A 26,420-nucleotide genomic window follows, 5' to 3' on the forward strand; every position below is an offset into this window, starting at 1 on the left:
GAAGTGCCGTCGTGAGGAAAACAGCCAACCACCTTTATCACGCCTTGCTGATGGGCTGCGTACTGGGGTCACTGAGCCTGACGGCGCAGGCCGACAAAGGGATCATCACCATCACCCGCGACGTGCAGGTGCGTAACGCCACCATCCCACCATTGCAGCCCGATCCCAATCCGACCACCGTCAACGCCAACCCCTCTGCCTATGTGCTCAAGCAGACCAACGAGCTGAGCGACGGCGACTTCGCCGCCATCAGCAGCGGCGCTGGCATCAGCAACATGATCACCCAGCAGACCAACAACCTGGGCGGCAACCTCGGCAACCAGAACCAGTTGCCCAACCTGGCCGGCGGCCGCGGTACCGGTGGTTCCGGTAACGGCATCGCCAACATGGTCAACTCCAGCGTGCAACGTGGCCTGGCGCCGCTGCAAATCCTGACCGGCGGGGGCAAGTGAGATGAAGTACATGCTGCTGATGCTGGCTGCAGTGTGCAGTGCGCCCGCCTTCGCCCAGTCCCCCGTTCCGGTCATCAACAACGCTGACATCGACAGTTCCGGCAGCCGCTACCAAGGCAACCTCAGCGTCAACCAGGCCGCCGGGGACCAGCAGCAGCAGGCCAATGCCCGCGCCATCGCCGTTGGTCCCGAGGCCAACGCCAGTACCCAGATCCGCCAACAGCTCAACACCCCCGCCGACCCGAGGATGGACGCCCGCGCGACCATTCAGGGCAACGCTTTCAGTAACGGCAGCGGCGCCCTGGGGGTGAACCAGAGTGCAGGCGCCAACACTCAACAAGCCAATGCCATGCGCATCAGCATTGGCGCACAACCGCAAAGCATCGACGACAGCGTCCTCATGCAACAGAACGTGACGCTGCTCAACAACTCCGGAGCAACGGATATCCCAGCCGGCTATCGCCAGGTCACCACCAGTGACCAGGCCTTCACCGGTAGCCGTGGGGTGATCCAGTTGAACCAGAGTGCCGGGGTGGGAAACCGCATGGCCAACACCTTGAGCATCCGGGTCGCGGACTGACCCTTTCAGTTAAGAACGACACTTAACCTACTAGAGTACGGAGAATCACCATGAAACCCTCGATGGCAATCAAGCCTCTGGTTTTCGCAATTGCTGCGGTCATGGCTGTTGCTGTACAAGCTGGGCAAAACGACCGGCGCGGTGACCACCATAATGGCAACAACAATGGCCAGCACACGCCTCCTGCCACCAAGATCCCGGTGTATGCAACCGCCAATGCCTGGGACACTCAATCCAGTACCAACAATCGCATCACCAACCAAGGCACCATCAACGAAGCCGAGATGAGCGACTCGGGCACCGGCTCCAGCGGCAACGTCGGCATCAACGTCGCGGCCGGTAACGGCAACCAGCAGGACAACGCTGCAGCCATCGCCAACGCCGGCTCCGAATCGAGCCTGGACAACAGCTTCGTGTTCGGCATGGCCAACGCCACAGCCGACGTTGTGCAAACCAGCCGCAGCAACCGGGTAGACAACTACTCGACGCAATCGTCGGCGCTGATGAGTGGTTCGGCCAGCGGGGCTGAAGGCAATATCGGCATCAACGTGGCCGGTGGCGACCTCAACCAGCAGAAAAACACCATGGCCATCGCCAACACCGGCGCCCCATTGGGCAACGCCACGGCGACCGCCTCCGCCAACCAGTCAGGCCCAGGCCTGACGGTGAACAACAGCGCCGACCGCACCTACCGGGTAGACACGCTGACCTTCACCACGTCGGCCAGCGGGTCGAGCTCGCGTGACGGCACCTTCAACTCGACCGATGACCGCAGCGCGTCGTCGAGCTTCAGCGTGGCCGGCTCGCAAAGCGCCAGCAACAGCGGCTCCAGCGGCTGGAACTCCAGTGGTTCGAGCAGCGCCAACGCCAGTGGCTCCAACAGTGCCAGCGCCAGCGGTTCCAACAGCTGGGGCATGAACGGTTCGGCCAGCGGTTCCAACAGCTCGTCCAGCAGTGCCAGCCTGAACGCCAGCCTGGCTGCAGCAGCCGACGCGACCCGCACGGTCACCACCGACGACGGCCGCCGCGAACGCTCGCGCACCAGCAGCTTCGATGGTTCGCTGAACGCCTCGCTGAACGCCTCGATCGACAAGTCGCACGAAAGTGCCTATGACTCGTCCTTCGAGAAGGCATTCGACTCAAACTACGACAAGTCGCACCAGTCCTCCTACGACAAGTCGCGCGATTCTTCGTACACCAAGTCTCATGAGTCCTCGTACGAAAATGCTTCCGCCTCTGACTTCTCCAAGTCTGGCGAGCAATCGCATCAGTCCTCCAACGACGTCGCCAAGAGCTACAGCGAAAGCAGTGCTTACGACTTGAGCAATACCGTGTCCTTCCAAGTGCTGACCCCGACCGGCTGGGCCAACCCTGTTACCAACACTGCAACCCTTAGCGGTTCGGTCAACGGTGGCAGCGGCAACCTGGGCGTGAACGTGGCCGCCGGTGTAGGCAACCAGCAGAGCAACTCGCTGGCCATCTCCAACACCTCGTTCTAACGCTGCAATCAAGGCCCCCTTCGGGGGGGCCTTTCTTCAACAGAACAAGAAGGCATCCGATCATGCGCATTATCGCCTTGGCGTTTTTACTGTGCCTGGCCAGCGTGAGCGAAGCTGCACAAATGCCGCTGGCAGTGATGCCCGGCGGCGCCGTGGTATTCAAACCCCTGCAAAGCGTGCGCGAGCGCAAGTTCGCCGACCTGGTGCAACAGAAAACCGACTTCAGCTGCGGTGCGGCTGCCCTGGCGACCATCCTGCGCCAGGCCTACTGGCTGGATGTGGACGAACATCAAATCATCGAAGGCATGCTGGCCCACGCCGACCAGGACCTGGTGCGCACCCAGGGCTTTTCGATGCTCGACATGAAACGCTACGTGGAAAGCCTGGGCATGCGTGCCCGCGGCTACCGTGTAGCGCCCGATACCCTGCACAGCGTGCGCATACCGGTGGTGGTGTTGATGGATGTGCGTGGCTACAAGCACTTCGTGGTCATGCAGAAAGTCGACAAGGGCTGGGTGTATGTCGGTGACCCGGTGCTGGGCCACAGGCGCTACAAGGTTGACGACTTCCTCAAGGGCTGGAACGGCATCATCTTCGCCGTAATCGGCCAGGGTTATGACAAGAACAATGTCTTGCTCGACCCGCCTCTGCCGCTGACCGCCAAGGGTCGAGTGAACAATTTCACCCCGGTGCAGGACGCAGAGCTGCTGGACTTTGGCTTCATCAAAAGCGACTTCTTCTAACGATTCGTCCAATGATAAGGAGCATGACGCTCCCGGGAGCCCGCCATGAACAACCCCTTCCTGCTGGCCTTGGCCTGCCTGGCTGCCAGCCTGCCGGTTCATGCAGAAACGTTCAAACCGATCGAATTGAAGGACCAGGAACTGGCAAATTTGCGTGGTCGCTACGTGATGCCGGGGCGCATCGTAAGCTTCGGCATCGTCATGAGCAGCACCTGGCAAAATGCCAAAGGCGACGTGATTGGCGCCAGCAGCAGCCTGCAGGTGCAAGCGTCGACAATCAAGCCACAATTCTACGTGTCGACGATCAATGAAAAAGGCACCGGCAGCGCGGCTGGGGCAGCCACTGCGCCCGGTACCGGCAGCGTGACCGGCGGTGCCGGGCTGGCCACCAGCGAGGGCGTCACCCAGGTAGTGCGCGCCGCCGGTGATAACAACGGCGCATACAACAACGTCGACATCAACGTCACCAAGGCCAACCAGGCACCGGTGGTGCAACAGCAGGGCCAGGCGCTGGCCGCCGGTCAGACCCTGAACGCAGAAAACGGCGCCGGTTCGCTGAGTGTCTCGGCCAGCGGCGTGGGCGTGCAGCTGAACATCAACGCCAGCAACAACCAGGGCAGCAGCATGCAACGCCTGGCCCAGGGCGGCCTGATGCAGAACACCACGCTGCTGGGCAACGGCAACCTGGTCAGCAACGTCACCTCCCTCAATGTGGTCATGCGCGAGAGCGTGCCGACAGCGGCTTCACTCAATGGCAGCCTCGATCAGCTCAAAGGCCTTCGCACTTTCGGATACTGATCTACGCTCAGTCTCATCAAAAGTAGTTGGAAGGGACGGCAACTCCATGTACCGATCTTTTACGCTCAAGGCTTTTGTGTGTCTGACTACCCTGGCCCCGGCCACATTGCTGTATGCCGCTGCCGACCCGCAGGTCGAGGCACTGAAGCAGGAACTGACCGAACTCAAGCGCCGGTATGAGGCCCAGCAGCAAGCGTTGATGGTGCTGGAACAACGCGTGCGCCAGGTTGAAGAAGCCCCGGCGGCGGCCCCACCCAAACGCCTGGTCAAGTCGCCTGCCGAAGGCGTGAAGGGTGGCCAGACGGTAGCTTCCGGCGCCCCTGGCACCACTGGCAGTTCCTATGGCCAGGCCCTGGCTGCCGACTCGGAGCCGGCGCAGAGCGTGTCCAACCTGTATGACGAGGCCAGCGGCTTCTTCGGTGGCGGCAAGTTCAGCTTCGAGACCGGCCTGACCTATACCCACTACGACACCCGTGCACTGACCCTCAACGGGTTCCTGGCGCTGGACTCGATTTTCCTGGGCAGCATCAACCTCGACCGCATCAAGGCCGACAACTGGACCTTGGACATGACCGCGCGCTACAACCTGGCGCAACGTTGGCAGTTCGACATCAACGTGCCGGTGGTGTATCGCGAATCCACCTACTCGTCCGGCGGTGCCGGCGGCTCGGGCGCGGCCACCTCCGATGCCACCGTCACGCGCGACCCGGAAATCGGCGATATCAATGTTGGCGTGGCCTACAAGTTCCTCGACGAAGACGAAACCTGGCCGGATGCCGTGGCCACCCTGCGGGTCAAGGCGCCGACCGGCAAGGACCCGTACGGCATCAAGCTGCGCGAGGTGGACGGCAACAACAACCTGGCGGTACCGGACAGCCTGCCGACGGGCAATGGCGTGTGGTCGATCACCCCAGGCATCTCGCTGGTCAAGACCTTTGACCCGGCCGTGCTGTTCGGCAGCCTGTCCTACACCTACAACATGCAGGACTCGTTCAGCGACATCAGCCCGCAGGTCAACAGCAAGGTGCCGGGCGACGTCAAGCTTGGCGACTCCTGGCAAATCGGCGGGGGCATCGCGTTCGCGCTCAACGAGAAGATGAGCATGTCGTTCTCGGTGTCGGACCAGTTTGCCCGCAAGAGCAAGATCAAACCGGATGGCGGTGACTGGCAGTCGATTTCCAACAGTGACTACAACGCGGCCAATTTCAACATCGGCCTGACCTTCGCCGCCAGCAACAACCTGACCATCGTGCCCAACTTGTCCATTGGCCTGACCGACGACGCCCCGGACTTTTCCTTCAGCCTGAAATTCCCCTACTACTTCTGAACCTCGCCATCAGCCGGGCCCGCGACTACGGGCCCGGCTTTTGGTAACCACCCTTGTAGCGCCCGCCTTCCCGCCCGCTCGCCTGTTATCATTCAGCACAGTTTGATGACGATTCAATGGCAAAAGGGAAGTTTTTGTGAAGAACCTGTCCGACCACCCACGTGCCCGGCTTGCCGCTCTGGCAGGCCTGCTGTTGGTGATCCCACTGGGTGCGCGCGCCATGCTGGGTTGGTCCAACCCCCTGGGTTACCTGTCAGACCTCGCCCTCGGCAGCCTGCTGCTGTTACTGCTGCAGCGCCGGCCGTGGTGGCTGGCGCTGCCGGTGTTGCTGGCCTGGGCGGCCCTGTGGGTCGCCTCGGCCGAACTTGTCAGCGCGGTGGGCCGTTTGCCAACCAGCGCCGACCTGGCCTACCTGGCCGACCCGCAGTTCATGGAAAACTCCACCGGCGGCGGCCTGGCCCATGCCTGGCTGCCCTGGCTGATGGGTGGCGGCCTGCTGGCCTGGCTGGTGCTTGCCTGGCGCAGCCGTACACAGCGCGGCCGGGCGCTGCCGCGCAAGGCCTGGGCCATCCCGGTCGTGCTGTTCGGCGCCCACTGGGGCAGCCAGCAACTGGCACCTTCCGATGCCGACCAGTGGCGGCAATACAACCTGGGCCATCAGTTGCTGTCTGCCGGCGTGGGCCAGGTACAGCGCCAGGCCGATGAGTGGCTGGGCACTTCCCAGCCCTTCACCCCCCTGCCCAGCATTGGCCTGACGCAATCCGACCTGCACGGGCAACGACTGCTGTACGGCCCGGGCCGTGCGCGCAATTTGCTGGTGATCACCCTGGAAGGCATCCCCGGCGCTTACCTGCGGCCCAACCGTCAGGCGTTGAACAGCCCCTTCGATGAAGAGCTCATGCCCAAGCTCAGCAGGTGGGCCGAGCGCGGCATGAATACCCCGGACTACGTACTGCACACCCACCAGACCATTCGTGGGCTGTACGCCATGCTGTGTGGCGACTACGACAAGCTGGCCAACGGCACCCCCAAGGGCGTGGAACTGCTGACCCAGAACGAACGTAACCAGGCCTGCCTGCCGGCGCAGTTGCGCCAGGCCGGGTTCACCACCCATTACCTGCAAGGTGCGGGCCTGCGTTTCATGGCCAAGGACCGCATCATGCCCCATATTGGTTTCGAGGCTGTACATGGCCTGGAGTGGTTTGCCAACAAGAACTACCTGGACTTCCCCTGGGGCAAGGATGACCGCGCGTTCTTCGAGGGCGCATTGAGCTACGTGAGCCATTTACAGCAGCAGGACAAACCCTGGATGCTCACGTTGCTGACCGTCGGTACCCACCAGCCCTATTCCGCGCCGGCCGAGTACCTCGAACGGTTCGACACGCCGAAACAGGCGGCAGTGGCCTACCTGGACGACGCGGTTGCGGCGTTCCTCGACAGCCTCGAACGCCAGGGGGTACTCAAGGACACGCTGGTGGTGCTGACCTCCGACGAGTCGCATGGCATCGACGGTGTGCGCCTGGCGTCCTCCTGGGGTTTCAACCTGACCCTGGCCCCGGAGCAGGCGCAATTGCCAAGGCTCAAGCAAGGGACTTATGGCCACATCGACCTTGCCGCTTCACTGCTCGACTACTTCTCGCTGCCGATCCCCATGGCCCTGGGCGGCCGCTCGCTGTACCGCGACTACGCCACCGGCCGCGAAATGATCGCCTACACCAACGGCATGCTGCGCTACCACAACGGCCAAGGGGTGTTTACCGAGTGCGATTTTCAACAACGTTGCCGGCGTTACGCCAGTGAGGGCTTCATCGCCGGGCAGGCCCGCTACCTTGGCAGCGGCGATAACCTGCTCGGGCAGCAGATCGGTGCCCTGGCCGGCGTGCTCGACCAGTCGCTGCTGCAGACGCCGCTGAACCTGCGCTACCAGTTTGGCGGCCCTGCGCCGATCAGGTTGCGCAAGCGCATCCAGGATGATTGGGCCGATAACCTGATCGGTGCCCAGTACCTGGAAATGCCGGGGGGCTCGCGTACCCGGGTCCGCATCAAGGTCCGCTCGCTGGACCCAAGGCACGTGGCCTATATCCAGCTCAAGGCCAAGCAACTGGAACAGGACGTACCGCTGGGTCTGCCTGCCGAGGTGCAAGTCACCACCGATCAACCACTGGAGATGGACTTCCGCTTCGACAACCCAACCGATCGCAAGGCGTTTTCCTTCCACTTGCTGGGGTATGGCGGCGGCCAGGTGGAAGTCAGCGACTTCAGCGTGATCACCGCGCTGCCTGGCGATGAAGAGGCAGCCGAGGAACTGGGTGACGAGCCTATCGCCCATTCTGGCTGAACAGGCGACAGCTCAGCGGTGCAGGGCACCGCCCACGCCGGTGTGCGCGGCCGTTTAACCGCGCACACCCAGCATTCCGCGTTCCACAATGAAATCGATCACTGCCTGCAGCCCCTCTCCTTTCTTCAGGTTGCTGAAAGTCCATGGGCGCTGTGGGCGCATGCGCTGGGTATCGCGCTCCATCACCTCCAGCGAAGCCCCCACATACGGTGCCAGGTCGGTCTTGTTGATCACCAGGAAGTCGGACTTGGTGATGCCCGGGCCACCCTTGCGCGGAATCTTCTCGCCCTCGGCTACGTCGATCACGTAGATGGTCAGGTCGGCCAGCTCCGGGCTGAATGTGGCGCTGAGGTTGTCACCGCCGCTTTCCACGAAAATGACTTCGAGGTTGCCGAACTTGCGCGCCAGCGCCTCGACCGCCGCCAGGTTCATGGACGCGTCTTCGCGAATCGCCGTGTGCGGGCAACCGCCGGTTTCCACCCCGACGATGCGCTCCGGCTCCAGCGCGCCGGCTTCGGTGAGGATGCGCTGGTCTTCCTTGGTGTAGATGTCGTTGGTGACCACGGCAATCTGGTAGTGATCGCGCATGGCTTTGCACAGGGCTTCGAGCAGTGCGGTCTTGCCGGAACCGACAGGGCCGCCGACACCGACGCGCAGGGGTTGTTGATAGCTATGCATGCAGGCAGTCCTCAGGAACGGAACAAACGGGTGTATTGGGTTTCGTGACGCGATGAGGCAATGGCCAGCAACGGCAGGCCACCCCCGAGCTGGTCGTCGCCCAGGGTCAGGGCCTGGTCGATGGCTGCGGGCAAATCGGTGGCCAGGTCACGCAGCAGGGTCTGGGCCGCCTGCTGGCCGAACGGCACCAACTTGACACCGGCCATGACCGCGCCCTCCAACCAGGCAAAGCCATGCCCCAGGGCCAGTTGGCGCAAGGGGATGGCCCAGTGCACAGCCAACCAGGCCATGCCGCCCAACTGGGTCAGCTCGAGGCTGGTCCGCCACGCCGGCGCCTGGCCCAACTGCCAACCGTCGAGTAGCCGTGCCAGGGCCGCCCCGCGCTGCTGTTCTTCCAGGCGCAACTCGGCGGTTTCACGGTTGGCCAGCAAAAACCGGCTCCAATGAGCAAAGGCCTGCGCATCCTCGGCCTGGCAGGCCTGGTACAAGCGGGCGAGCACCGGCCAGTCCAGGCCGACCAGGGTGTCGTGCAACTGCTCACGCTGCCACGCAGTGAAGCCGTGCACATCCCTTACCCAGCCCGCCTCCACGGCCCACTCCAGGCCCTGCGAATAGGTGAAGCCACCTACCGGCAGGCCTGGGCTGGCCAGTTGCAGCAGGCGCAGCAACGCCAGATCGCTGTTCATCAGCCGGCCAGTACCAGCGCGGCGCCGGCCAGCAGGCCACCGCCGAAAGCTTTTTGCAGGCCAGCATGGCGGCGCAGCAGGCAACCGACCGCAAAGCCGGCGGCCAGCAACAGCCCGCTGACCGTGACAAAGCCGGCGCTGAACTGCCAGAACGCGCTTGGCGTGGCCTCGACGCCATGCGCCCAGCCATGGAACAGCGCGAACACCGGCATCGCCAAGGCCAGCAGTCGTTGCCGGCCAGGCAGCAGCACGGCACCTGCGGCCACCAGCAGCGACACAGCGATCAGCGTTTCCATGCCCAGCACGTCCCCGAACAGATGCCCACATATCGCCCCGCCGAACATCGCGGCCAGGGTCGCCAGTGGCAAGGTCAGGTTGCGCCGGGTCAGCGCCGCCAGTACGCCGGTCCCCAGCAGCATCAGCAGGTGGTCGAGCCCGGTCAGCGGGTGCAGAAGGCCGTCATGCAAGGGGTTGCTGTCATGCCCGGGGTGGGCGAAAGCCGGCACGGCCAGCATCAGCAGAAACAGGGCGAAAGTCTTTTTCATCGGTTGCTCCAGGGCAGTTCAGGAATGGGCAGGCAAGCGCACGAACGGGTGATCGTGGGCGTGAGCGTGGCTGTGGCTGTGTGGCGCACTTTGGTAAGCACCCGCTTCGGGCTCGAACGGGGCCTGCTCGGCCTCGACAGTCAGGCCCAGGCCACGCAGCATCTCGTCCAGCACATGGTCATGCTGGAAGCGCAACAGGCCGGGCTCGATCTGCAGCGGGACATGGCGGTTGCCCAGGTGGTAGGCCGCGCGCGCCAGCAGGTGCGGGTCGGCACAGCGCACGGTGGACACCGCCTCGGGCGCTGCCAGCACGCGGATCAGCTGGGTGCCCTCGGCATCGGCCAACAGTTCGCCGCCACGCAGCAGGTGGCCACGCTCCAGCATCAGGCCGGCTTCGCGACCATCGTCCAGCGTCACCCGCAGGCGGCTCTTGATGCGGCTGTCCACATCGAGGGTGACGGTACCCGTGACAGCACATGTGCCGGGTTCGGTAATCCGCTGGGTCAAGACAATCATCGGTGCTCCTTCAGAACAGGAAATAGCGCTGGGCCAGCGGCAGTTCACTGGCCGGTTCGCAGACCAGCAGCTCGCCATCGGCGCGCACCTGGTAGGTTTGCGCGTCGACCTCGATCAGCGGTTGCAGGGTGTTGTGGACCATGTCCGGTTTGCGCACCCGGCGGCACCCGTCCACCACGCCGATCAGGCTGCGCAGGTTCAATTGCTCGACCAGGCCACGGTCCATGGCGGCCTTGGGCAGGAAGGTCATGCGCGTGGCATGGCGGGCTGCGCCCAACGCGCCGAACATCGGGCGGTAATGCACCGGCTGGGGCGTGGGGATGGACCCGTTGATATCGCCCATGGGCGCGGTGACGATCATGCCGCCCTTCAGTACCAAGGCGGGCTTGACCGCGAAAAATGCCGGCGACCACAGCACCAGGTCGGCCAGCTTGCCCACTTCGACCGAGCCCACCTCGTGGCCGATGCCATGGGTGAGCGCCGGGTTGATGGTGTACTTGGCGATGTAGCGCTTGACCCGGAAGTTGTCGCTGTAGCGGGTATCCGGTGCCAGTGGGCCACGGCGCAGCTTCATCTGGTGCGCCACCTGCCAGGTGCGCAGCACCACCTCGCCCACCCGGCCCATGGCCTGGGAGTCGGACGAGGTCATGGCAAAAGCGCCCATGTCGTGGAGGATGTCCTCGGCAGCGATGGTTTCACGGCGGATGCGCGACTCGGCAAACGCCACGTCCTCGGCAATGCTTGGGTCCAGGTGGTGGCAGACCATGAGCATGTCCAGGTGCTCGTCCACCGTGTTGATGGTGTACGGCAGCGTCGGGTTGGTCGAGGACGGCAGCACGTTGGCCTGCCCGGCCGCACGGATGATGTCGGGGGCATGGCCGCCACCGGCACCTTCGGTGTGGAAGGTGTGGATGGTGCGGTCACCGATCGCCGCCAGCGTGTCTTCGATACAGCCCGATTCGTTGAGCGTGTCGGTATGGATGGCCACCTGGATATCCATTTCTTCGGCTACGCCCAGGCAACAGTCAATGGCCGCCGGTGTCGAGCCCCAGTCCTCGTGCAGCTTGAGCCCGACCGCCCCGGCAGCGATCTGCTCGCGCAACGCTTCAGGGCGCGAGGCGTTGCCTTTGCCCAGCAAGCCGATGTTGATCGGCAGGCTGTCGGCAGCCTGCAGCATGCGCGCCAGGTACCACGGGCCTGGGGTGCAGGTGGTGGCGTTGGTTCCGGTAGCCGGGCCAGTGCCGCCACCGATGAAGGTGGTGACACCGCTGTTGAGCGCCTCGTCCACCTGCTGCGGGCAGATGAAATGGATGTGCGAGTCGACCCCCCCGGCAGTGACGATCTTGCCCTCGGCGGCGATCACTTCGGTGCCTGGCCCTACGGGTATGTTGACGCCTGGTTGCACGTCGGGGTTGCCGGCCTTGCCGATCACGGCGATACGCCCGTGCTTGATGCCGATATCGGCCTTGACGATGCCCCAGTGGTCGATGATCAACGCATTGGTCAACACCAGGTCCATGGCCTCGGCGGCCAGCATCTGGCCCTGACCCATGCCATCGCGGATGACCTTGCCGCCGCCGAACTTCACTTCTTCGCCGTAAACGGTGTAGTCCTTCTCTACTTCGACCCACAACGCCGTGTCGGCCAAGCGCACACGGTCACCCACGGTAGGGCCGAACATGTCGGCATAGGCCTGGCGGGAAATACGGCTCATGCCCTGCCCTCCAGTGCGCCCATCACCTTGCCCTGAAAGCCGTAGACCTCGCGCTTGCCAGCGTAAGCCACCAGTTGCACGGTACGGGCCTGGCCCGGCTCGAAGCGCACGGCAGTGCCGGCCGGGATATCCAGGCGAAAGCCCAGGGTTGGCCCACGCTCGAACACCAGCGCCTCGTTGACTTCGTAGAAGTGGTAATGCGAGCCGACCTGCACCGGGCGGTCGCCATGGTTGGCTACGCTGACGCTGACCGTGACGCGGCCACTGTTCAATTCGATGTCGCCAGCGGCGACCTGGATTTCACCTGGGATCATGCGGCGCTCCTCGGCAGGTTCAGACGATCGGGTCATGCACGGTCACCAACTTGGTGCCATCCGGAAAGGTCGCTTCGACCTGTACGTCGTGCAGCATCTCGGCGATGCCAGGCATGACCTGGTCACGGCTCAACACCTCGCGGCCCATGCTCATCAGCTCAGCGACGGTGCGCCCATCACGGGCCCCTTCCAGCACGGCGGCGCTGATCAGCGCTACGGCCTCCGGGTAGTTGAGTTTCAGGCCACGGGCCAGGCGCCGTTCTGCCAACAAGGCGGCAGTGAACAGCAGCAGTTTGTCTTTCTCTCTTGGGGTCAGCTCCATGGCGCTCTCTCAGGTGGCCCAGATACGTGGCGGGCAGGCTGGCAGGCCGAGCACGGCCGGACGCAGCACATGCCACAGGCGTTGCAGGGTGCGTTGCAAATGTTGGTTGTCATGGTCGAGCAGGCGGATCACCAGCAGCGAACCAAGCAGCGTCGCGCCGGCAGGGGTGCCCAGCTCATCGAGCATGAGCCTTACCTGCTCCAGCAATGCCTGATCGGCCGGCGCGGCACAGAAGGTGGCTAACAGTGGGTGGCCGCCGAGCTTGCCCAGCTGCCCGCCTTCGATACGCAGGCGCTCATGCAGGCCCGTTTCGCCGGCCAGGGTGATGTGCAACAGGCTGTCGAGGGCGCCCTGGTCGAACCGCTCGAGCATCACCGGGCGGCCCAGGCACAACGTTTCCCAGGCCAGCAACCGGGCGCCGGGCTCTAGGGTAAAGTGGCTGGCGAGCCTGGCACGGGCACCGGAGAAGAAAATGCTGTCCTGGGGCAACCATTCAAGGGTGCTGCCAGCGGCCAGGTGGAAGCGCTGGGTCAGCCGTGCGGTCGGGCCGATGCTGCGGTAAAACTTGCTGGCACCGGGCATGGTCAGCAGGGCGTGGCTGCCAGTTTCCAGCTGAATGTCGAGCTCCAGGCGATCGCCGGCAACGATGCCACCCGGCGGGTGCAGTACATACACATGGCAGGGTGCACCTTCCGGGTAGAAGGGGCGCTGCACCAAAAGAGGTCCGAAATGTTTCCATGCACCAAGGCGGGTCGTGCCCGCACGCTGGACAAAGCGCAACTGCAGGTGGGCGCTCCAGCCTGCGTCGTCTGGGTGGTGTTCGATCTGCTCCGCGAGCGACATCCTGCGGCCCCTGAAATCCGTGGCCTGCTGGCCGGTAAGAGGGTCAGCGGCGGGCGCCGGTTAGGGCGCACGGCCTGACCACTCGATCAAATTCGCAGGCTGGATATAGCAGGTTGCGGGCCAACTCCGCAGGTGAAGGCAGATGAATTATTTTTACCGGTCGCTCTGCCATCGGGCACCGCCGCGTGGGCCGCACAAAGCGGGGGCGTGCCCAGGCCCCGTTTCGGTGCTGGCGAGGCCTACGCTGGTCGGCGCTCAGTAGTCGAAACGGTCTACCGCACGGCGGCGTTCGTTGTCGTCACGCCGGTCGTAGATCGCCGTGGTCTGGATGTTGGCATGGTGTGCCAGCTTTTGTGCAATGGACAGGTCGTGCTCCTCGATCACCCGGGTGATGAACGCGCGGCGGAAGTCATGCGGCATGATCTTTACTCCCACCTGCGCCCCGCGCTGGCGGGCGATGTAGTAAATGGCATGCTTGGTGATACGCGCCCGGGTGATGTGATTGCCGCGGCGGATGCGGTTGAACAGGAACGGGTCGTCTTCGACACCGGCCGGCAGGTCCTGGCGGCGCAGGTCGAGCCACGCCTGCAGCTTCTCGAACGCCCAGGGCGGCGCGTACTTGATCAACTGGTGGTTGCCCTTGCCCACCACTTGCAGGCTGCGCGCGGCGAAATCAACCTGGGCAAGGTCGATGTCGACCGATTCCGACTTGCGCATGCCTGTGCCATACAGCAAGGCAATGATCGCCGCATCGCGCACCCCTTGCGGCCGCGGGTCGGCAGCGCACACCTCCATCAGTTCGCGAATCAGGCTACGCCGCAGGTTGCGCCCGGGCGGCAGGCGGGTGCCGGTTGCCGGCTTGACCTCGCGGATGCGTAACAACTGCTCGTGGTCGATCAGGCCCTGGCGCCAGGCCTCGTTCATCACCCCACGGATGGCGTTGACGTACAGCGAAGAGCTGTTGGGCGCGTAACCATCGGCCCGCAGGGCGGCCACCAGAGCGATCACATGGCCGGGCTCGAGCCGATGCCAGGGCACGTCGACGATATTGCAGTCGACGAACCCCAAGCGGTCGGCGGCGTCCTGAAGGATGTAGCGCATGGTTTGCTGGCTGGATGGGGCCAGGCGGGCCATGTACTGCAGCAGCGGATTTTTCGAGAGGTCGGACAAAGCGTGAATCCTGTAGCGGGGCGTTGGCCGGCAGCACAGCGGGCCGACGCTGGAGCAGATCAAAACGGCATGCCAGCGAGTCTGCATGACAAACTAACGGTCAGGCCATTCTGGCCCGAGAAAGTGCCATCACCTTGATATACAAGGACTTTGCATCAGGCATGGAGGTGATCTTACCCCAATCGAGCCCCCTGAACGACCTTGGGCCTGCCGGCGCAGTGCCAGGTGCTGAACGCAGCGGTCAGGTACACTGCTCGCCTTGCGGCCACCAGCCCGGGAACATCTGCTGCACCCTCGGCTCGGCGAAACGCTCATCGATCAACACCAGCACACCACGGTCCTGGTCCCCCCGAATCACCCTCCCCGCTGCCTGGATCACTTTGCGCACGCCGGGGTAGAGATAGGCATAATCGAAACCCGCGCCAAATTGCCGACCCAGGCGCTGCTTGAACTGCTCGTTGACCGGGTTGACCTGGGGCAGCCCGAGCGTGGCGACGAAAGCGCCGATCAGGCGGGTGCCCGGCAAGTCCACCCCTTCACCGAACGCACCACCCAGCACGGCAAAGCCGATGCCCTGGCCGTCGGCGACAAAGCGGTCGAGGAACGCCTGCCGGGCCGCCTCGTCCATGCCCGGGGCCTGGGCCCACAATGGGATCTGCGCGTGGCGCTCGGCCAGCAGCCCGGCGACCTGCTGCAGGTACTCGAAACTGCTGAAGAACGCCAGGTAGTTACCCGGCTGGCGCTCATACTGCCGGGCAATCAATTCGACGATCGGCGCCAGCGAAGCCTGGCGCTGCTGGTAGCGGGTAGACACCTGGCTGGCAATGCGCACCTGCAGTTGTTCGGCACGAAACGGCGCTGCCACCTCCAGCCACGCTGTATCGGCCGGCATGCCCAACAGGTCGCTGTAGAACTGCCGCGGGCTCAGCGTGGCAGAGAACAGGGTGACGCTGCGCGCTGCGCGCATGCGCGGTGCCAGCAGCCGTGCCGGGGTCACATTGCGCAGGCACAAGGTCGCCAGCCGGCGCTTGCGCGGCCCTTGGCGCTGGCTGATATCGAACAGGAAATGCTCGTCGAACAGTTCGGCTACCCGGCTGAACTGCAAAGCCTGGTAGAAGAACTGCAGCACCTGCGGGTCGATGTGCGTGGGCGCCTGGTTCATCTGCTCCTGGATCAACCCGATGCACTGCTGCAGGGTGCGCAAAAGGTCATGCGGCAGCGCTTCGCTGGCCTGGTACGGTGCCCGTTGCTCTTTGTACAGAGCGTTCCACTGGCGGTTCAGGCGGTCCAGCGCACTGCCCAGCCCATGGGGTTTGCTCTGGCGCAACGCCAACAACTGCCCCTGATCGAGGCTGGCGCTGTACATGCCCCGCCCACGCTCGACCAGGTTGTGAGCCTCGTCGACCAGAACCGCGACCCGCCACTGATTGAGCTGTGTCAGCCCGAACAACAAAGCGTGGGCGTCGAAGTAATAGTTGTAATCGGCAACCAGTACGTCGGCCCAGCGGGCCATCTCCTGGCCCAGGTAGTACGGGCACACCTGATGGGCAAAGGCCACTTCGCGCAGGTGGGTACGGTCCAGCAGCGGCACGGCCGCAGCGGCCTTGCGCGCGGCTGGCAAGCGGTCGTAGAAGCCGGCCGCCAGCGGGCAGGACTCGCCATGGCAGGCTTTGTCCGGGTACTCGCAGGCTTTGTCGCGAGCGATCAGTTCCAGGGTGCGTAACCCAGGCTGGGTATCGCCCGTGGTGATCTGGCGCATGGCATCCAGGGCCAGCGCCCGGCCCGGGGTCTTGGCCGTGAGGAAGAACAGTTTGTCCAGTTGCTGGGGCACCATGGCTTTGAGCAACGGAAACAAGGTACCCAGGGTCTTGCCGATGCCGGTGCTGGCCTGGGCCATCAGGCAACGGCCCGTGCTCACCGCCTTGTACAGGGTTTCTGCCAGTTGCCGTTGGCCTTGGCGGAACGCTGGGTAGGGAAAGCGCAGCGCCTGAAGGCCGTGGTCACGTTCGCAAAGGCGCTGCTGCTGGAACTGGGCCCAGCCCAGAAAGCGCTGGCACTGGACCTGGAAGAATGCCTGCAACTCAGCGGCCGTGCAGTGCTCACTGAACAGGGTCTGGCTGTCGCTGTCGACGTCCAGGTACACCAAGGCAACCTCGATGCTCGCCAGTTGCCGGGCCTGGCACATCAGCCAGCCGTACACCTTTGCCTGCGCCCAGTGCAGCTGGCGGTGGTTGGCCGGTTGCCGGGCCAGGTCGCCACGGTGGGTCTTGATCTCTTCCAGCCGGTTGCAGGCAGGGTCGTAACCGTCGGCACGCCCCCGCACCCGAAGGCCTTCGAACTGGCCCTCGAGGGTAATTTCCGACTCGTAGCCGGCCGCACGCCTGGCCACTACCCGCTGGTGGCCCTCGATGCCCTCCTGAGCGGTGGGCGACGGCGTGAAGCGCAGGTCGAGGTCGCCGACCTTGGCACTGAACTCGCACAAGGCACGCACCGCCACGCTGTAGCTCAAGCGGCGTCACTCCAGCGCACATGGCAGACCGCGACAGGCAGGCCGTGCTCCTGGCAGAACGCCAGCCAGCGCAACTGGTTGTCCTGCAGGCGGTCACCGGGGCCTTTGACCTCGACCATGCGATAACCCCCCTGCTCGGGCCAGAACTGGATCAGGTCGGGCATGCCCGCACGGTTGCTGCGAATGTCCTGCAGCAGGCGCACGAAGCAGTGCTTGAGTTGCGCAGCCGGCAGGCAGGTCAAGGCCTGCTGCAGTAGCGCTTCGTTGAGCATCGACCAGTGCACGAAGGGTGACTGCAGCCCGTGTTTGGCCGCATAGCAATCCAGGATCGCCTGGTGGTGGCTACCATCGTCGAGCCGCGCCAGGCATTGCTCGAACAGGGCACTACGGCGCTGCTGGAAGTCGCTGTCGTGCAGGTCCTGCGGCGCGGCCTGGAACGGGTTGAAAAAAGCGCCAGGCACAGGGGCGAAGATCGCCTCCCAGCACAGCAGGCCAAACAGGCTGTTGAACAGCGTGTTCTCCACATAGTGGGCCTGCCCGCCCTCGGCGGCCAAATGCTGCCGCACAGCCTCTTCAACGCCTAGCGCGGCGTGCTCGCGGGGCAATTCCAGTTCGATCAGTGCCAGCGGCGCCACGCGCTGGCGGCGCTGTGGCGGGCCACCGAGCTTGCGCGCCAGGCGTGGCAGCATACGCTCCAGCGCCTGGACCTCCAGTGCGTTGGCCGGTGCCGCTGCCAGTTGCAACGCCAGGGCATGGGCCTGCGGCCAACGTTCACTGCGCTCAAGCACCCGCACCTGGCGAATACGCGCCTGGGCATGGCTGCACTGCGCATAAACCGCCATGGCCTGGTCCCAGTCACCCAGGCGCTCGCATTGCTGGCCCAGGGCGAACTGCAACCGCGCACGGCGCCGGGCCAGCCAAGGGTTGTCGCAGTGCAGGTGCTGTATTGCCGTGATTATCGACTGAGGGTGTTCGCCCTGCTCCAGGCGCTCGGCACACTCATGCAGCACCATGGCCAGGTCGATATCGGCGCGCTGCTGCAGGGCGCGCGAATCCGCGCTGAAGGGCACCTGCTCGTAGCGCAGCAGCCCCAGGTCGGCAAGCACGAAGTCTGACCAATCCTGGTAGAGGTTGCCGAAGAACAGCAGCCGCATGCGGTCGCAGAGCGGTTGCAGGCACCACTGCAAGATGCGCAACTCACTGCCCGGGTACCACTCGGCCAGAGACCGGGCGGCCAGCTGCAACGGCTGCAACTGGGCCAGCAAGTCATGCTTGGCGGCACGCGGGCGGGTCAATTGGGCGGCGAAACAGCACGCCAGTTCGTCTTTGCGCAGCAAGGCGAACAGTTGCTCCAACTGCAGTTGCTCGGGCTCGCGGACCCAGCCCAGGGCCTTGAGCGGCTGCAGGGCCAGTTCGGTGTCGCCTATTTCCTCATAGACGAGGCGGTCGCTGCGAAACAATTCGCCCTTGCGCATCACCATGCGCACCATCAAGGCCTGGGCTGGCGCGCTCAGTTGGCCGAAGGCATGGATGAACGCCAGTTCCTGTTCATCGAGCAGGTCCTGGTAGCGCTGTTCGACCCACAGCAGTACCTGGCGGAAGTTGTGCAGGTAATAGAACGGGTCGTCGACGGAGTGGGCAATCACGGACTGGGTCAGGTAGCGGAAACAAGGTACTGGTTATACATACAGACCCATGGGCCTGGCAAGTGCCGTGGGTCAGCTCGCCCCTGCAAGAACGGCCGCGAACGCGCCCTTGGGCATGCAGTGCCCTATGATTCAGCGGGGAACCGCCGCACCCGCCTGCGGCGAAGTTCCAGGGCCTGGGCCAGGCGCTGCACGGCTTGTTGCAGGTCACCTGGGCAGTCGCCCAGCCAAATCAGCGCCAGGTGCTGCCGGTAGCGGCCCTGCAAGCTGAACTGTTCCCCCGGCAATGCATGCAATGCGCAACCTGCCAAGGCCGTGGCAATGGCATCCCAGGCCAGCGGCTGCTCGAAGCGCACCCACAGCATGCGCCCGCCTTGCGGGGGCTCCAGCGCCACCCGCTGGGCGAACTGCGCGCGCAACGCACAGGCGAGGTTTTGCGTGCGCTGCTGCTGGTTGCTGCGCAACGCCACCAGTTGCGCTTCGATATCGCCCTTGGCCAACAGGTGGGCCAGCGCCAACAGCCGCAGCGGCGCAAGGCGGAACGCCCGCTCGCAGAACGCCTTGGCCAGGGCGGCATCCAGGCTCAGTACGTAGGCATACGGCGCTTCGGGCCCTACTGCAGCCTCGAACGCCCCCATGATCAGCAGCCTGCGCGGATCGACCCAATCGCGCAGGCGGGTCGCGGGCGGGCCGTTGTAGCAAAGTTCGCTGTCCAGGTCGTTCTCCAGCAGCCATACGCTGTGCTGACTCAACAGCAGGCCAAGCTGCTGCTGGTAATGCAGGGAGACCAACCGCCCTTGCGGCAGGCCAAGGCAGGACGGCATCACCAGCAGGCGTACCGGCTCGCAGCCCAACAGCCTGGCCACGGCCTGCAGGTCCGGGTTGCCACGTGGATCGGGTGGCACCTCCAACACCCGCATGCCAGCGCGCGCCAAAGCACGCAGCACGTGCCCGCAACAGGGCGACTGTACCAGCACCGTGGTGCCCCTGTGCAGGGCCAGCGCTGGGAGCAGCGTTTCCAGCAACGCCGGCACTTCCGGGGCCAAGTGGACGTCATTGGCCCGCCAGTACTGGCGCGAGCAACGGGTGTAACGCTCCGCCAGGGCGTCACGCAGGCGCGCACTGCCCTGCACTTCCCAAGGGCCAGCGCCGCGCTCGCGCTGGCGGGCCAGGCGCCGCTCGTGGGCGAACAAGGCGCGCTCCAGCAACGGTTGTGCGGGCTGGGGCGCCTGCCGGGGCATGCCACCTTGCTGCAGGTCAGCCAGGCGAACGAAATAGCCCGAGCGTGGCAGGCAGTGCACGCGGCCCTCCTCTTCCAGCAGGCTGTAGGCGCTCTGCACCGTTGCCAGCGATACCCGCAGCCGCCGCGACAGCTCACGCAAGGACGGTAGCCGGTTCGGACCACCGGCCGCCGCCTGGCCAATCAACGCTTCCAGGTAGCGGTAGACCCGCCGATAAGCGAACTCGCCGGCCGCTGTTCGCGCCATTAAAGGTGCCTCGCGGGGCTGTGCCGCCGTTCAGCGGCGTGGCGCGGCAACAGCCGCAAGTGCGCGTCGCGGCGCGCCAACGCACTGAGCAGGCGCCACGCAGGTAGCGGCATCTTACCGCCATAGACTGCCCGCAGTTGCGCCAGTGACAGCCCGCTGGTGTTCACCAGCCAGGCTTTGACCGCCGCAGGGCACGGTTTGCCCTGCATTGCTCTGTGCAGGTATGGCAACGCCACCAGCATGTCGGCATGGCGAGCGCGCAGAAAACGCTCGAGGTTCTTGCCCTGCCTGGCGAACGGTTTGCAGAGCAGGCATTCCAGTTGGGCCTGGCTGAGGCCATAGGCCTTGCCAAACTGCAGCACAGGGTCTGCGGCAGGCTTGCTGTTGCCCGGCGCCCCAGCCAGGCTCAAGGGCGGCCGAGTGGCCTGAGGCTCCAGGCTGCGGGTCCGCAGCTCCTGCAACTGAGCCAACGCCAATGGGTCGACGAACGCGGCCAACGGCGAGCAGGCCTCGTCGTCCGCCGCGAAGTGCCAGCCCAGCATGGCATCCAACTGCTGCCCGTCCAGCAACGGCGGCAGCAGGTCATCAATGGCTATCAACCGCACCGGCCCCCCCTTGAGCGCAGACCCCGCAGGCTGATCCGCCGGGTTGCCGGGCGCCAGCCCCACAGCCCCTTGCAAGCGCGCCAGGCCCTCGGCCAGCGTCGACAGGCAGTGGTGCGCCAGGTAAGGGCCACGTTGACCCGCCAGGCGCTGGCTATGCAGCGCCCACGCCAGGTACCGCCGGCGCTGCCCTGCGGGCAAGGCGGTGACCATTGCGTCGGCGGGCGCCTGGGCCTGCAGCGCGAAGCTTACGGCCGCCGCCAGTTCCAGGTGCAGGCGGCTGCCCAGCAAGGCTTCTGGCCTGGCATCGATCAGGTGGCCAAACATCAGCAGCGCTTCCCTGGTCGGCAACCAGCGCTCGGACGCTGCACGGGGGCGGCAACTGAACGGTACCACTTCGCGCCCCTCGATCATTTGCAGTTGCACCCGCGGATCATCCTGCATGAACAGCGCGCTGAAGCCTTGATCGAGCCCGTGCAACGTAGGGCTACCGGCCACCGGCAAACTCACCACCAGCACGCGCAGTTGGAAAGTAACCGGCGCACGCATGGCGATGCTCAACTGCGCAGCACGCAACATCGCCAGTAGCCGCGCACCCTGACGATCACTGCCCTGCAATACCTGCAGGCGAAAGGTGCCGATATATTCAGGCCCGCCTGCGGCTACCAATAAACGTTGTATCAACAACTGCAAGGAGGCCCGTTGCGCCTGAGACATATGGGCGAGCAAGCGCTCGAGTACTTGCTGGTAGATATAATGCATTGCCTGGTCGTGAATAGCAGTCACGGATCACCTCACCACTTCGAGTAGCCGGCGCATACCCAAGCAAGTTGTTCAGGCTTACTCTGCGCCAGGCTTTTACAGAAGAAACTTCCTACAATTGAATAAAGTGACGTGAGCCTTCACTGTCGCCAGGCCATGGAGAAAAACATACCCCTGCAATGCTCTGATTCAGGCCTAGCCGTACGCATCCCCCACTCCTTTGCACAAAGTATCATTGCGCCATTATCGAGTGATGCGAAGCGAATTGAAGATACAGATCACGGTAAAAAAACCATTCAGCAAAGCGCCAAATTCACCTTGACCCTCTAACCACGCACATGCAACCGCAAATGATTGGCGGCATGTTTCCAGTGGCATTTAATTAATGAATTATATGTAGTCCGCTTCGTCTTTTATTGTAGGAATATTCCCACTTTAACAATGACGCTACTTTATTCCGCGCACAAAAAACCCGGGGCTGGCCCGGGTTCACGGTGAACTGCAGTGGTCAGTGTGACGCCATATCCAACACCACGCGCCCACCGCAGGGGCACTGGTCCATGTAGCGATGCGCCTCCACCACCTGCTCGAACGGGTACACCTTGATGATCTGCGGGGTCAGCAACTGGTCGGCGGTGAACTGGTTGATGTCGCGCAAGGCACGCTGCAGCGCCACCTGGTCCTGGCTGATACCCAGCTCCGGCTTGCCAGTGAAGTTACCGATGCAGTGCACATAGAACTGGATGTTCTTCTGGAAGGCCGCGCAGGCTGGGAACGGCGTCTGGTTGCCGCCTTGCAGGCCATACAGTACCAGGCTGCCACGCGGTGCCAGCACATCGCCAAGCAACGACATCTGCGGCCCGCCCATGCCGTCCAGAACCATGTCCACGCCGCGCCCATCGGTGTACTTGCCAACCTGCATCAACAGGTCCTGCTCTTCGGTGACGATCACCTTGTCGGCGCCCAGGCCCAGCAGGTAGTCACGCTGCTCGGCATCCTTGGTGGCAGCGAACACTTTAAGCCCCAGCGCCTTGCCCAACTGTACGAAAGCGGGGCCGGCACAGTGGCTGGCGTCGGTGACCAAGGCAGTCTGCCCGGCCTTGGCCCGTGCCAGGTCAACGTAGGCGAAATAGGCAATCAGCAGCGGCGTATAATGCACGCTGGCCTCGATCGGGGTAAGCACCTGCGGATAGCGTGTGATCGCGGTCCGTGGCAGCACGATGACATCGCCGTATACCGGGTGGTCATTGGCGCTGGTAGCGGGAAAACTGGCAATCCGGTCACCCACGGCAATGTCTGCGATCCCTTCACCGACCGCCGTCACCACACCCGCCATCTCATGGCCGATACCGGCCGGCAGGCGTGCCTGCGACGGCGCCAGGTTCTGCCGCCAGAGCACGTCATACCAGCTGACGCCAACCGCCTCGACGCGAATTTGCACTTCGTCGGCAGCGGGAGACGGTTCGGCCTGCTCCTCGCAACGGAGCACATCGGCAGCGCCGAACTTGTGGAAACGGATCATGCGGGACATCGCATACCTCGCCTTTGTGAACCTCTAATTACCACTGACTCTATCCGGGCTTTTGCAGTAAGACCACCAGTGGTCATTAATAGTCGACATGCCTGTCATCGATTGGGCACCTGGCTTTCCGTGCAATTGGCTCCCGTAAAGCCGTGCAGGGTAACAGCCTTTGGCCTTAATATTCACCCCTGCCCCCCTTCAGGCGAAGCGCACCGATGAATCGAAACGACCTGCGTCGTGTAGACCTCAACTTGCTGATTGTGTTCGAAACGCTGATGCACGAGCGCAGCGTGACCCGTGCCGCGGAAAAACTGTTCCTGGGCCAGCCGGCCATCAGCGCGGCCTTGTCGCGCCTGCGCAACCTGTTCGACGACCCGCTATTCGTGCGCACAGGCCGCAGCATGGAACCCTCGGCGCGGGCCCACGAAATCTTCGCGCTGTTGTCGCCGGCGCTGGATTCGATTTCCACCGCGGTCAGCCGCGCAGCCGAATTCGACCCTGCCACCAGCAATGCCGTATTCCGCATCGGCCTGTCGGACGACGCCGAGTTCGCCCTGCTGCCGCAACTGCTCAAGCGCATTCGCGCCGAGGCCCCTGGCATCGTGCTGGTGGTGCGCCGGGTGAACTACCTGCTGATGCCGACCCTGCTGGCCTCAGGGGAAATCTCGGTGGGCGTCAGCTACACCAGCGAACTGCCCGCCAACGCCAAGCGCAAGGTGCTGCGCCGCAGCGCGCCGAAACTGCTGCGCGCCGACAGCGTGCCTGGCAGCATCACCCTGGACGATTTTTGCGCGCGGCCACATGCATTGGTGTCATTCGCCGGGGACTTGTCGGGCTTTATCGACGAGGCGCTGGACGAGCTGGGTCGCAAGCGCCATGTCGTGCTGGCGGTACCGCAATTCAACGGGCTGGGGAGCTTGCTGGCGGGTACCGATATCGTGGCGACCGTACCGGACTACACCGCCGATGCGCTGACGGCTGCCGGTGGCTTGCGGGCGGAGGACTTGCCGATACCGGTACGTAGTTTCGAGCTGCACATGGCTTGGCGCGGCGCGCAGGATAACGACCCGGCGGAGCGCTGGCTGCGGTCACGGATACAGATGTTTTTTGGCGACCCTGACAGTCTTTAGGGGCGATGGATTCGGTTAATGACTGAGCTTCACTACAAGAACCGACACATCGCTTGCACAGTTCTCACTAACCTGGGCGATCACACAGCCCTACGGGTTGCGCTGTCGCGCAGAGATCCCAATTCGTAAGCGCCTCGCGGGCTGTATGGGGGCGGGCGTGTCGAGGCGTCCAACCGCCGCGAAGAATCCAACGCGGTGGCTGGCGCCGGCTACGCCGGTGTTCGCGGGCATGCCCGCTCCCACAAGTCCCCGTTAAATCGATATGTTGTGGATTGTTACATGAGAGAGCACCGAATCAGCCGCGTAGAAACCACCCACGAAGACCCTGCCATCGGTGCGTTCCTGGGTTTGCTGGAGGCTGATGTCCGAAACGGACGCAACCTCACCACCCTACCGAAAGATTTGGCGCAAACCATGCTCGCCAACACAACCCACTCCGTAAACCTGGACGAAGATATCGACGGTGAGGTCGCGCTCTGATGGTGCGACATAGCTGGACACTGTTATTGCATGACGGTGTGACTTTACAGCTACGCAAATTGCAAGAAGCCGCCGCCCGGGCCGAGCAGAACGACCCGCAAGGTTTTGAGAGCAACCCTAACGATTATTCCGGATCAAAGCGTGCCGGGGTGGGGTTTTGCCAGGCGGGCTTTCTGTCTTCTTGACTGTCGAAAGCGCGACGCGCCGCGCGGAATTCCTCGGCGTTTTCGACAACCCACATCCAAACGGGGGACATCCGTACCAACAGTTCCATCCCCAGCGGCGTCAGCTCATATTCGACGCGCGGCGGTATGTCCCCGAACTCCCGTCGAAGCAGTAATCCATCCCGTTGCATGGCGCGTAGCGTCTTGGTCAGCATTCGCTGGGTTACCCCGGTCATCTGCCTTTTTATCTCGGCGTGGCGCATCGAGCCGTACACACCCAAGGCATGCAGGATGCCCAATGACCATCGGCTACCTGCGTGAGCGAGGACTTCCCGCCTGACGCCATCATCCTCTTCTCGGAGCGTTTGGCAGATAGCTTCTGCCTGGCTCAGAGTATCCTGATTAGCCATTTATTCCTCCCAGGTATCACACGTGTGCCTTCTTACGAGTACGGCTTGGCCATGCCAGCATTCGCTCATGGTACAGGCCCCACACCTCAGGAGAAATCATGATCGAAACAACCCCACTATCCCCTCAATCCATTCTGGTTCTCGGCGCCGGTGAACTGGGTCTCCCGGTGTTGCGCAACCTCGCGCGAGTGGCCAAACGCGCACCCGGCTCCCAAATTAGCGTTCTTCTCCGGGGCTCGACCATCAACACCCAGGTGCCGGAGAAAAAGGCCGAAATCGACGAGCTTCGGGGGCTGGGCATCCAGATGGTCACTGCGGATCTGGTGAACGATTCAGTTGAACAGCTAGCTGGCGTGTTCGCTGGGTTCGATACCGTCATAGGCTGTGCCGGCATGGTCGCGGGCCGGGAAACCCCGATGAAGTTGGCAACAGCAGCGCTGAGGTCGGGCGTGAAGCGCTACTTTCCATGGCAGTTTGGTGTGGATTTCGAAGTGATCGGTCGGGGCAGCCCCCAGGATCTTTTCGATGCTCAACTCGACGTACGCGAGGCGCTTCGTGCGCAAGATAAAACTGAATGGGTGATTATCTCGACGGGCATGTTCACCAGCTTCCTTTTCGAGCCCGTGTTTGAAGTCGTCGATTTCGACAATGACACCGTTAACGCTCTCGGCGGTCTCGAGAACAGCGTGACGCTGACTACCCCAGACGACATCGGCGCTCTCACGGCGGAAATCGTCTTCTTCGAACCTCGCTTGCGCAACGAGATTGTCTATCTTGCAGGGGACACGGTGTCGTATGGGCAAGTCGCGCACATCCTCGAGCACGCGCTGGGTCGTCCTTTCAAAACCAACGTGTGGACTGTCCCGCACCTGATGGACGAATTGAGAAAAGACCCTACTCATCACATCAAAAAGTACCGTGCTGTATTCGCTCAAGGCAGAGGTGTGGCTTGGCCAAAAGCGGGAACCTTCAACGAACAGCAGGGGATTCCAGTCACCACCGCCGAGCAGTGGGCGCGGGCGAATCTTGCGAGCAAGTGAGCGCGACGACAGAAGCTGACTTGCGAGAAACGCCTCGGCTCGACAGGGGATGCTGAACGACGAAAAACCCAAGGCTATCCACACAGCACATCCGATCCCTGCGCCGTATTTGAGTAGGCCAGCCTGCGAAAACACGCCATACT

The 26,420-nt window shown here is 63.6% G+C and carries 24 protein-coding genes and 2 pseudogenes; 11 read left to right on the top strand and 15 right to left on the bottom strand.

Annotated features, from left to right (window positions below; all coding sequences use genetic code 11):
• Positions 1-50 precede the first annotated feature (50 nt).
• The 7 genes from ACF8SD_RS10155 (at position 51) to ACF8SD_RS10185 (ending at position 7,737) form a co-directional block, all read left to right on the top strand.
• On the top strand, positions 51-452 hold the full coding sequence (locus tag ACF8SD_RS10155; RefSeq protein ID WP_173891703.1) for a hypothetical protein: 402 nt from the start codon (positions 51-53) through the stop codon (positions 450-452).
• A 1-nt stretch (position 453) separates the two neighbouring features.
• Entirely contained in the window at positions 454-1,032 is a 579-nt protein-coding gene (locus tag ACF8SD_RS10160) for an adhesin (RefSeq protein ID WP_110675939.1), read from the top strand.
• A gap of 50 nt (positions 1,033-1,082) precedes the next feature.
• Positions 1,083-2,531, top strand: a complete 1,449-nt coding sequence (locus tag ACF8SD_RS10165; RefSeq protein ID WP_173889483.1) for a heme utilization protein — start codon at positions 1,083-1,085, stop codon at positions 2,529-2,531.
• A 62-nt stretch (positions 2,532-2,593) separates the two neighbouring features.
• Positions 2,594-3,274: a C39 family peptidase gene (locus tag ACF8SD_RS10170; protein ID WP_173889485.1), complete on the top strand. Its 681-nt coding sequence runs from the start codon at positions 2,594-2,596 to the stop codon at positions 3,272-3,274.
• A 45-nt stretch (positions 3,275-3,319) separates the two neighbouring features.
• Positions 3,320-4,072 carry a hypothetical protein gene (locus tag ACF8SD_RS10175; RefSeq protein ID WP_173889487.1) on the top strand — a complete coding sequence of 251 codons (753 nt, stop codon included), beginning with the start codon at positions 3,320-3,322 and terminating at the stop codon, positions 4,070-4,072.
• A 46-nt stretch (positions 4,073-4,118) separates the two neighbouring features.
• Positions 4,119-5,399 carry a hypothetical protein gene (locus ACF8SD_RS10180; protein ID WP_173889489.1) on the top strand — a complete coding sequence of 427 codons (1,281 nt, stop codon included), beginning with the start codon at positions 4,119-4,121 and terminating at the stop codon, positions 5,397-5,399.
• A gap of 136 nt (positions 5,400-5,535) precedes the next feature.
• Complete coding sequence (locus ACF8SD_RS10185; protein ID WP_173889490.1) at positions 5,536-7,737, top strand: LTA synthase family protein; 2,202 nt, start codon at positions 5,536-5,538, stop codon at positions 7,735-7,737.
• A 54-nt stretch (positions 7,738-7,791) separates the two neighbouring features.
• Here the strand turns inward: ACF8SD_RS10185 and ureG are convergent, their stop codons facing one another.
• From ureG to ACF8SD_RS10255, 14 genes are all read right to left on the bottom strand, one after another.
• Complete coding sequence (gene ureG / locus ACF8SD_RS10190) at positions 7,792-8,415, bottom strand: urease accessory protein UreG (RefSeq protein ID WP_009685457.1); 624 nt, start codon at positions 8,413-8,415, stop codon at positions 7,792-7,794.
• A gap of 11 nt (positions 8,416-8,426) precedes the next feature.
• Positions 8,427-9,101 (bottom strand): urease accessory protein UreF, encoded by a 675-nt coding sequence (locus tag ACF8SD_RS10195; protein ID WP_009685458.1) that lies wholly within the window; start codon positions 9,099-9,101, stop codon positions 8,427-8,429.
• Positions 9,101-9,646 (bottom strand): HupE/UreJ family protein, encoded by a 546-nt coding sequence (locus ACF8SD_RS10200; RefSeq protein ID WP_173889492.1) that lies wholly within the window; start codon positions 9,644-9,646, stop codon positions 9,101-9,103. The genes ACF8SD_RS10195 and ACF8SD_RS10200 overlap by 1 nt, the downstream gene beginning before the upstream one ends.
• An 18-nt stretch (positions 9,647-9,664) precedes the next feature.
• On the bottom strand, positions 9,665-10,162 hold the full coding sequence (gene ureE / locus ACF8SD_RS10205; protein ID WP_173889494.1) for an urease accessory protein UreE: 498 nt from the start codon (positions 10,160-10,162) through the stop codon (positions 9,665-9,667).
• A 10-nt stretch (positions 10,163-10,172) separates the two neighbouring features.
• Positions 10,173-11,876, bottom strand: a complete 1,704-nt coding sequence (gene ureC / locus ACF8SD_RS10210; protein WP_173889496.1) for an urease subunit alpha — start codon at positions 11,874-11,876, stop codon at positions 10,173-10,175.
• Positions 11,873-12,190 (bottom strand): urease subunit beta, encoded by a 318-nt coding sequence (locus tag ACF8SD_RS10215; protein WP_173891704.1) that lies wholly within the window; start codon positions 12,188-12,190, stop codon positions 11,873-11,875. The genes ureC and ACF8SD_RS10215 overlap by 4 nt, the downstream gene beginning before the upstream one ends.
• A 19-nt stretch (positions 12,191-12,209) precedes the next feature.
• Positions 12,210-12,512, bottom strand: coding sequence for an urease subunit gamma (locus ACF8SD_RS10220; protein ID WP_009685463.1), 303 nt, complete (start codon positions 12,510-12,512; stop codon positions 12,210-12,212).
• Positions 12,513-12,521: 9 nt separating this feature from the next.
• Positions 12,522-13,355: an urease accessory protein UreD gene (locus tag ACF8SD_RS10225; protein WP_173889498.1), complete on the bottom strand. Its 834-nt coding sequence runs from the start codon at positions 13,353-13,355 to the stop codon at positions 12,522-12,524.
• A gap of 255 nt (positions 13,356-13,610) precedes the next feature.
• Positions 13,611-14,525, bottom strand: coding sequence for a tyrosine recombinase XerC (gene xerC, locus ACF8SD_RS10230; protein ID WP_173889500.1), 915 nt, complete (start codon positions 14,523-14,525; stop codon positions 13,611-13,613).
• A gap of 241 nt (positions 14,526-14,766) precedes the next feature.
• Positions 14,767-17,034, bottom strand: coding sequence for an ATP-dependent DNA helicase (locus tag ACF8SD_RS10235; protein WP_392484841.1), 2,268 nt, complete (start codon positions 17,032-17,034; stop codon positions 14,767-14,769).
• Positions 17,031-18,680 carry a VRR-NUC domain-containing protein gene (locus ACF8SD_RS10240; protein WP_392484842.1) on the bottom strand — a complete coding sequence of 550 codons (1,650 nt, stop codon included), beginning with the start codon at positions 18,678-18,680 and terminating at the stop codon, positions 17,031-17,033. The genes ACF8SD_RS10235 and ACF8SD_RS10240 overlap by 4 nt, the downstream gene beginning before the upstream one ends.
• 125 nt (positions 18,681-18,805) lie before the next feature.
• A complete protein-coding gene (locus ACF8SD_RS10245; RefSeq protein ID WP_392484843.1) occupies positions 18,806-20,167 on the bottom strand; it encodes an aminotransferase class I/II-fold pyridoxal phosphate-dependent enzyme in 1,362 nt (453 codons plus the stop codon).
• Complete coding sequence (locus tag ACF8SD_RS10250) at positions 20,167-21,555, bottom strand: hypothetical protein (protein ID WP_173889508.1); 1,389 nt, start codon at positions 21,553-21,555, stop codon at positions 20,167-20,169. The genes ACF8SD_RS10245 and ACF8SD_RS10250 overlap by 1 nt, the downstream gene beginning before the upstream one ends.
• A 484-nt stretch (positions 21,556-22,039) precedes the next feature.
• A complete protein-coding gene (locus ACF8SD_RS10255) occupies positions 22,040-23,062 on the bottom strand; it encodes a zinc-dependent alcohol dehydrogenase family protein (protein ID WP_392484844.1) in 1,023 nt (340 codons plus the stop codon).
• 206 nt (positions 23,063-23,268) lie between these two features.
• Here ACF8SD_RS10255 and ACF8SD_RS10260 point away from each other — a divergent pair, with 206 nt between their 5' ends.
• The 3 genes and pseudogenes from ACF8SD_RS10260 to ACF8SD_RS10270 form a co-directional block, all read left to right on the top strand.
• Positions 23,269-24,183: a LysR family transcriptional regulator gene (locus tag ACF8SD_RS10260; RefSeq protein ID WP_029884809.1), complete on the top strand. Its 915-nt coding sequence runs from the start codon at positions 23,269-23,271 to the stop codon at positions 24,181-24,183.
• A 294-nt stretch (positions 24,184-24,477) separates the two neighbouring features.
• Positions 24,478-24,663: pseudogene (locus tag ACF8SD_RS10265) on the top strand (AbrB family transcriptional regulator); the annotation flags it as partial.
• A pseudogene (locus ACF8SD_RS10270) lies at positions 24,663-24,785 on the top strand (toxin YhaV); the annotation flags it as partial. The pseudogenes ACF8SD_RS10265 and ACF8SD_RS10270, both read left to right, overlap by 1 nt.
• Before the next feature lie 2 nt (positions 24,786-24,787).
• Here the strand turns inward: ACF8SD_RS10270 and ACF8SD_RS10275 are convergent.
• Positions 24,788-25,237 (bottom strand): helix-turn-helix domain-containing protein, encoded by a 450-nt coding sequence (locus ACF8SD_RS10275; protein ID WP_173889514.1) that lies wholly within the window; start codon positions 25,235-25,237, stop codon positions 24,788-24,790.
• A 98-nt stretch (positions 25,238-25,335) separates the two neighbouring features.
• Here ACF8SD_RS10275 and ACF8SD_RS10280 point away from each other — a divergent pair, with 98 nt between their 5' ends.
• On the top strand, positions 25,336-26,277 hold the full coding sequence (locus ACF8SD_RS10280; protein ID WP_392484845.1) for an aromatic alcohol reductase: 942 nt from the start codon (positions 25,336-25,338) through the stop codon (positions 26,275-26,277).
• Positions 26,278-26,420: the final 143 nt, after the last annotated feature.

Origin of the sequence: Pseudomonas sp. CJQ_9, from assembly GCF_043106615.1 — a bacterium.
Classification (GTDB): domain Bacteria; phylum Pseudomonadota; class Gammaproteobacteria; order Pseudomonadales; family Pseudomonadaceae; genus Aquipseudomonas; species Aquipseudomonas juntendi.

Coding starts and splice junctions, on each gene's coding strand:
- ACF8SD_RS10260 (WP_029884809.1), top strand. CDS start 23,269: ATGAATCGAAACGACCTGCGTCGTGTAGACCTCAACTTGCTGATTGTG.
- ACF8SD_RS10200 (WP_173889492.1), bottom strand. CDS start 9,646: ATGAAAAAGACTTTCGCCCTGTTTCTGCTGATGCTGGCCGTGCCGGCT.
- ACF8SD_RS10275 (WP_173889514.1), bottom strand. CDS start 25,237: ATGGCTAATCAGGATACTCTGAGCCAGGCAGAAGCTATCTGCCAAACG.
- ACF8SD_RS10155 (WP_173891703.1), top strand. CDS start 51: ATGGGCTGCGTACTGGGGTCACTGAGCCTGACGGCGCAGGCCGACAAA.
- ureE (WP_173889494.1), bottom strand. CDS start 10,162: ATGATTGTCTTGACCCAGCGGATTACCGAACCCGGCACATGTGCTGTC.
- ACF8SD_RS10175 (WP_173889487.1), top strand. CDS start 3,320: ATGAACAACCCCTTCCTGCTGGCCTTGGCCTGCCTGGCTGCCAGCCTG.
- ACF8SD_RS10220 (WP_009685463.1), bottom strand. CDS start 12,512: ATGGAGCTGACCCCAAGAGAGAAAGACAAACTGCTGCTGTTCACTGCC.
- ACF8SD_RS10225 (WP_173889498.1), bottom strand. CDS start 13,355: ATGTCGCTCGCGGAGCAGATCGAACACCACCCAGACGACGCAGGCTGG.
- ACF8SD_RS10170 (WP_173889485.1), top strand. CDS start 2,594: ATGCGCATTATCGCCTTGGCGTTTTTACTGTGCCTGGCCAGCGTGAGC.
- ACF8SD_RS10180 (WP_173889489.1), top strand. CDS start 4,119: ATGTACCGATCTTTTACGCTCAAGGCTTTTGTGTGTCTGACTACCCTG.
- ACF8SD_RS10215 (WP_173891704.1), bottom strand. CDS start 12,190: ATGATCCCAGGTGAAATCCAGGTCGCCGCTGGCGACATCGAATTGAAC.
- ACF8SD_RS10165 (WP_173889483.1), top strand. CDS start 1,083: ATGAAACCCTCGATGGCAATCAAGCCTCTGGTTTTCGCAATTGCTGCG.
- ACF8SD_RS10195 (WP_009685458.1), bottom strand. CDS start 9,101: ATGAACAGCGATCTGGCGTTGCTGCGCCTGCTGCAACTGGCCAGCCCA.
- ACF8SD_RS10160 (WP_110675939.1), top strand. CDS start 454: ATGAAGTACATGCTGCTGATGCTGGCTGCAGTGTGCAGTGCGCCCGCC.
- ACF8SD_RS10245 (WP_392484843.1), bottom strand. CDS start 20,167: ATGGCGCGAACAGCGGCCGGCGAGTTCGCTTATCGGCGGGTCTACCGC.
- ACF8SD_RS10255 (WP_392484844.1), bottom strand. CDS start 23,062: ATGTCCCGCATGATCCGTTTCCACAAGTTCGGCGCTGCCGATGTGCTC.
- ACF8SD_RS10280 (WP_392484845.1), top strand. CDS start 25,336: ATGATCGAAACAACCCCACTATCCCCTCAATCCATTCTGGTTCTCGGC.
- ureG (WP_009685457.1), bottom strand. CDS start 8,415: ATGCATAGCTATCAACAACCCCTGCGCGTCGGTGTCGGCGGCCCTGTC.
- ureC (WP_173889496.1), bottom strand. CDS start 11,876: ATGAGCCGTATTTCCCGCCAGGCCTATGCCGACATGTTCGGCCCTACC.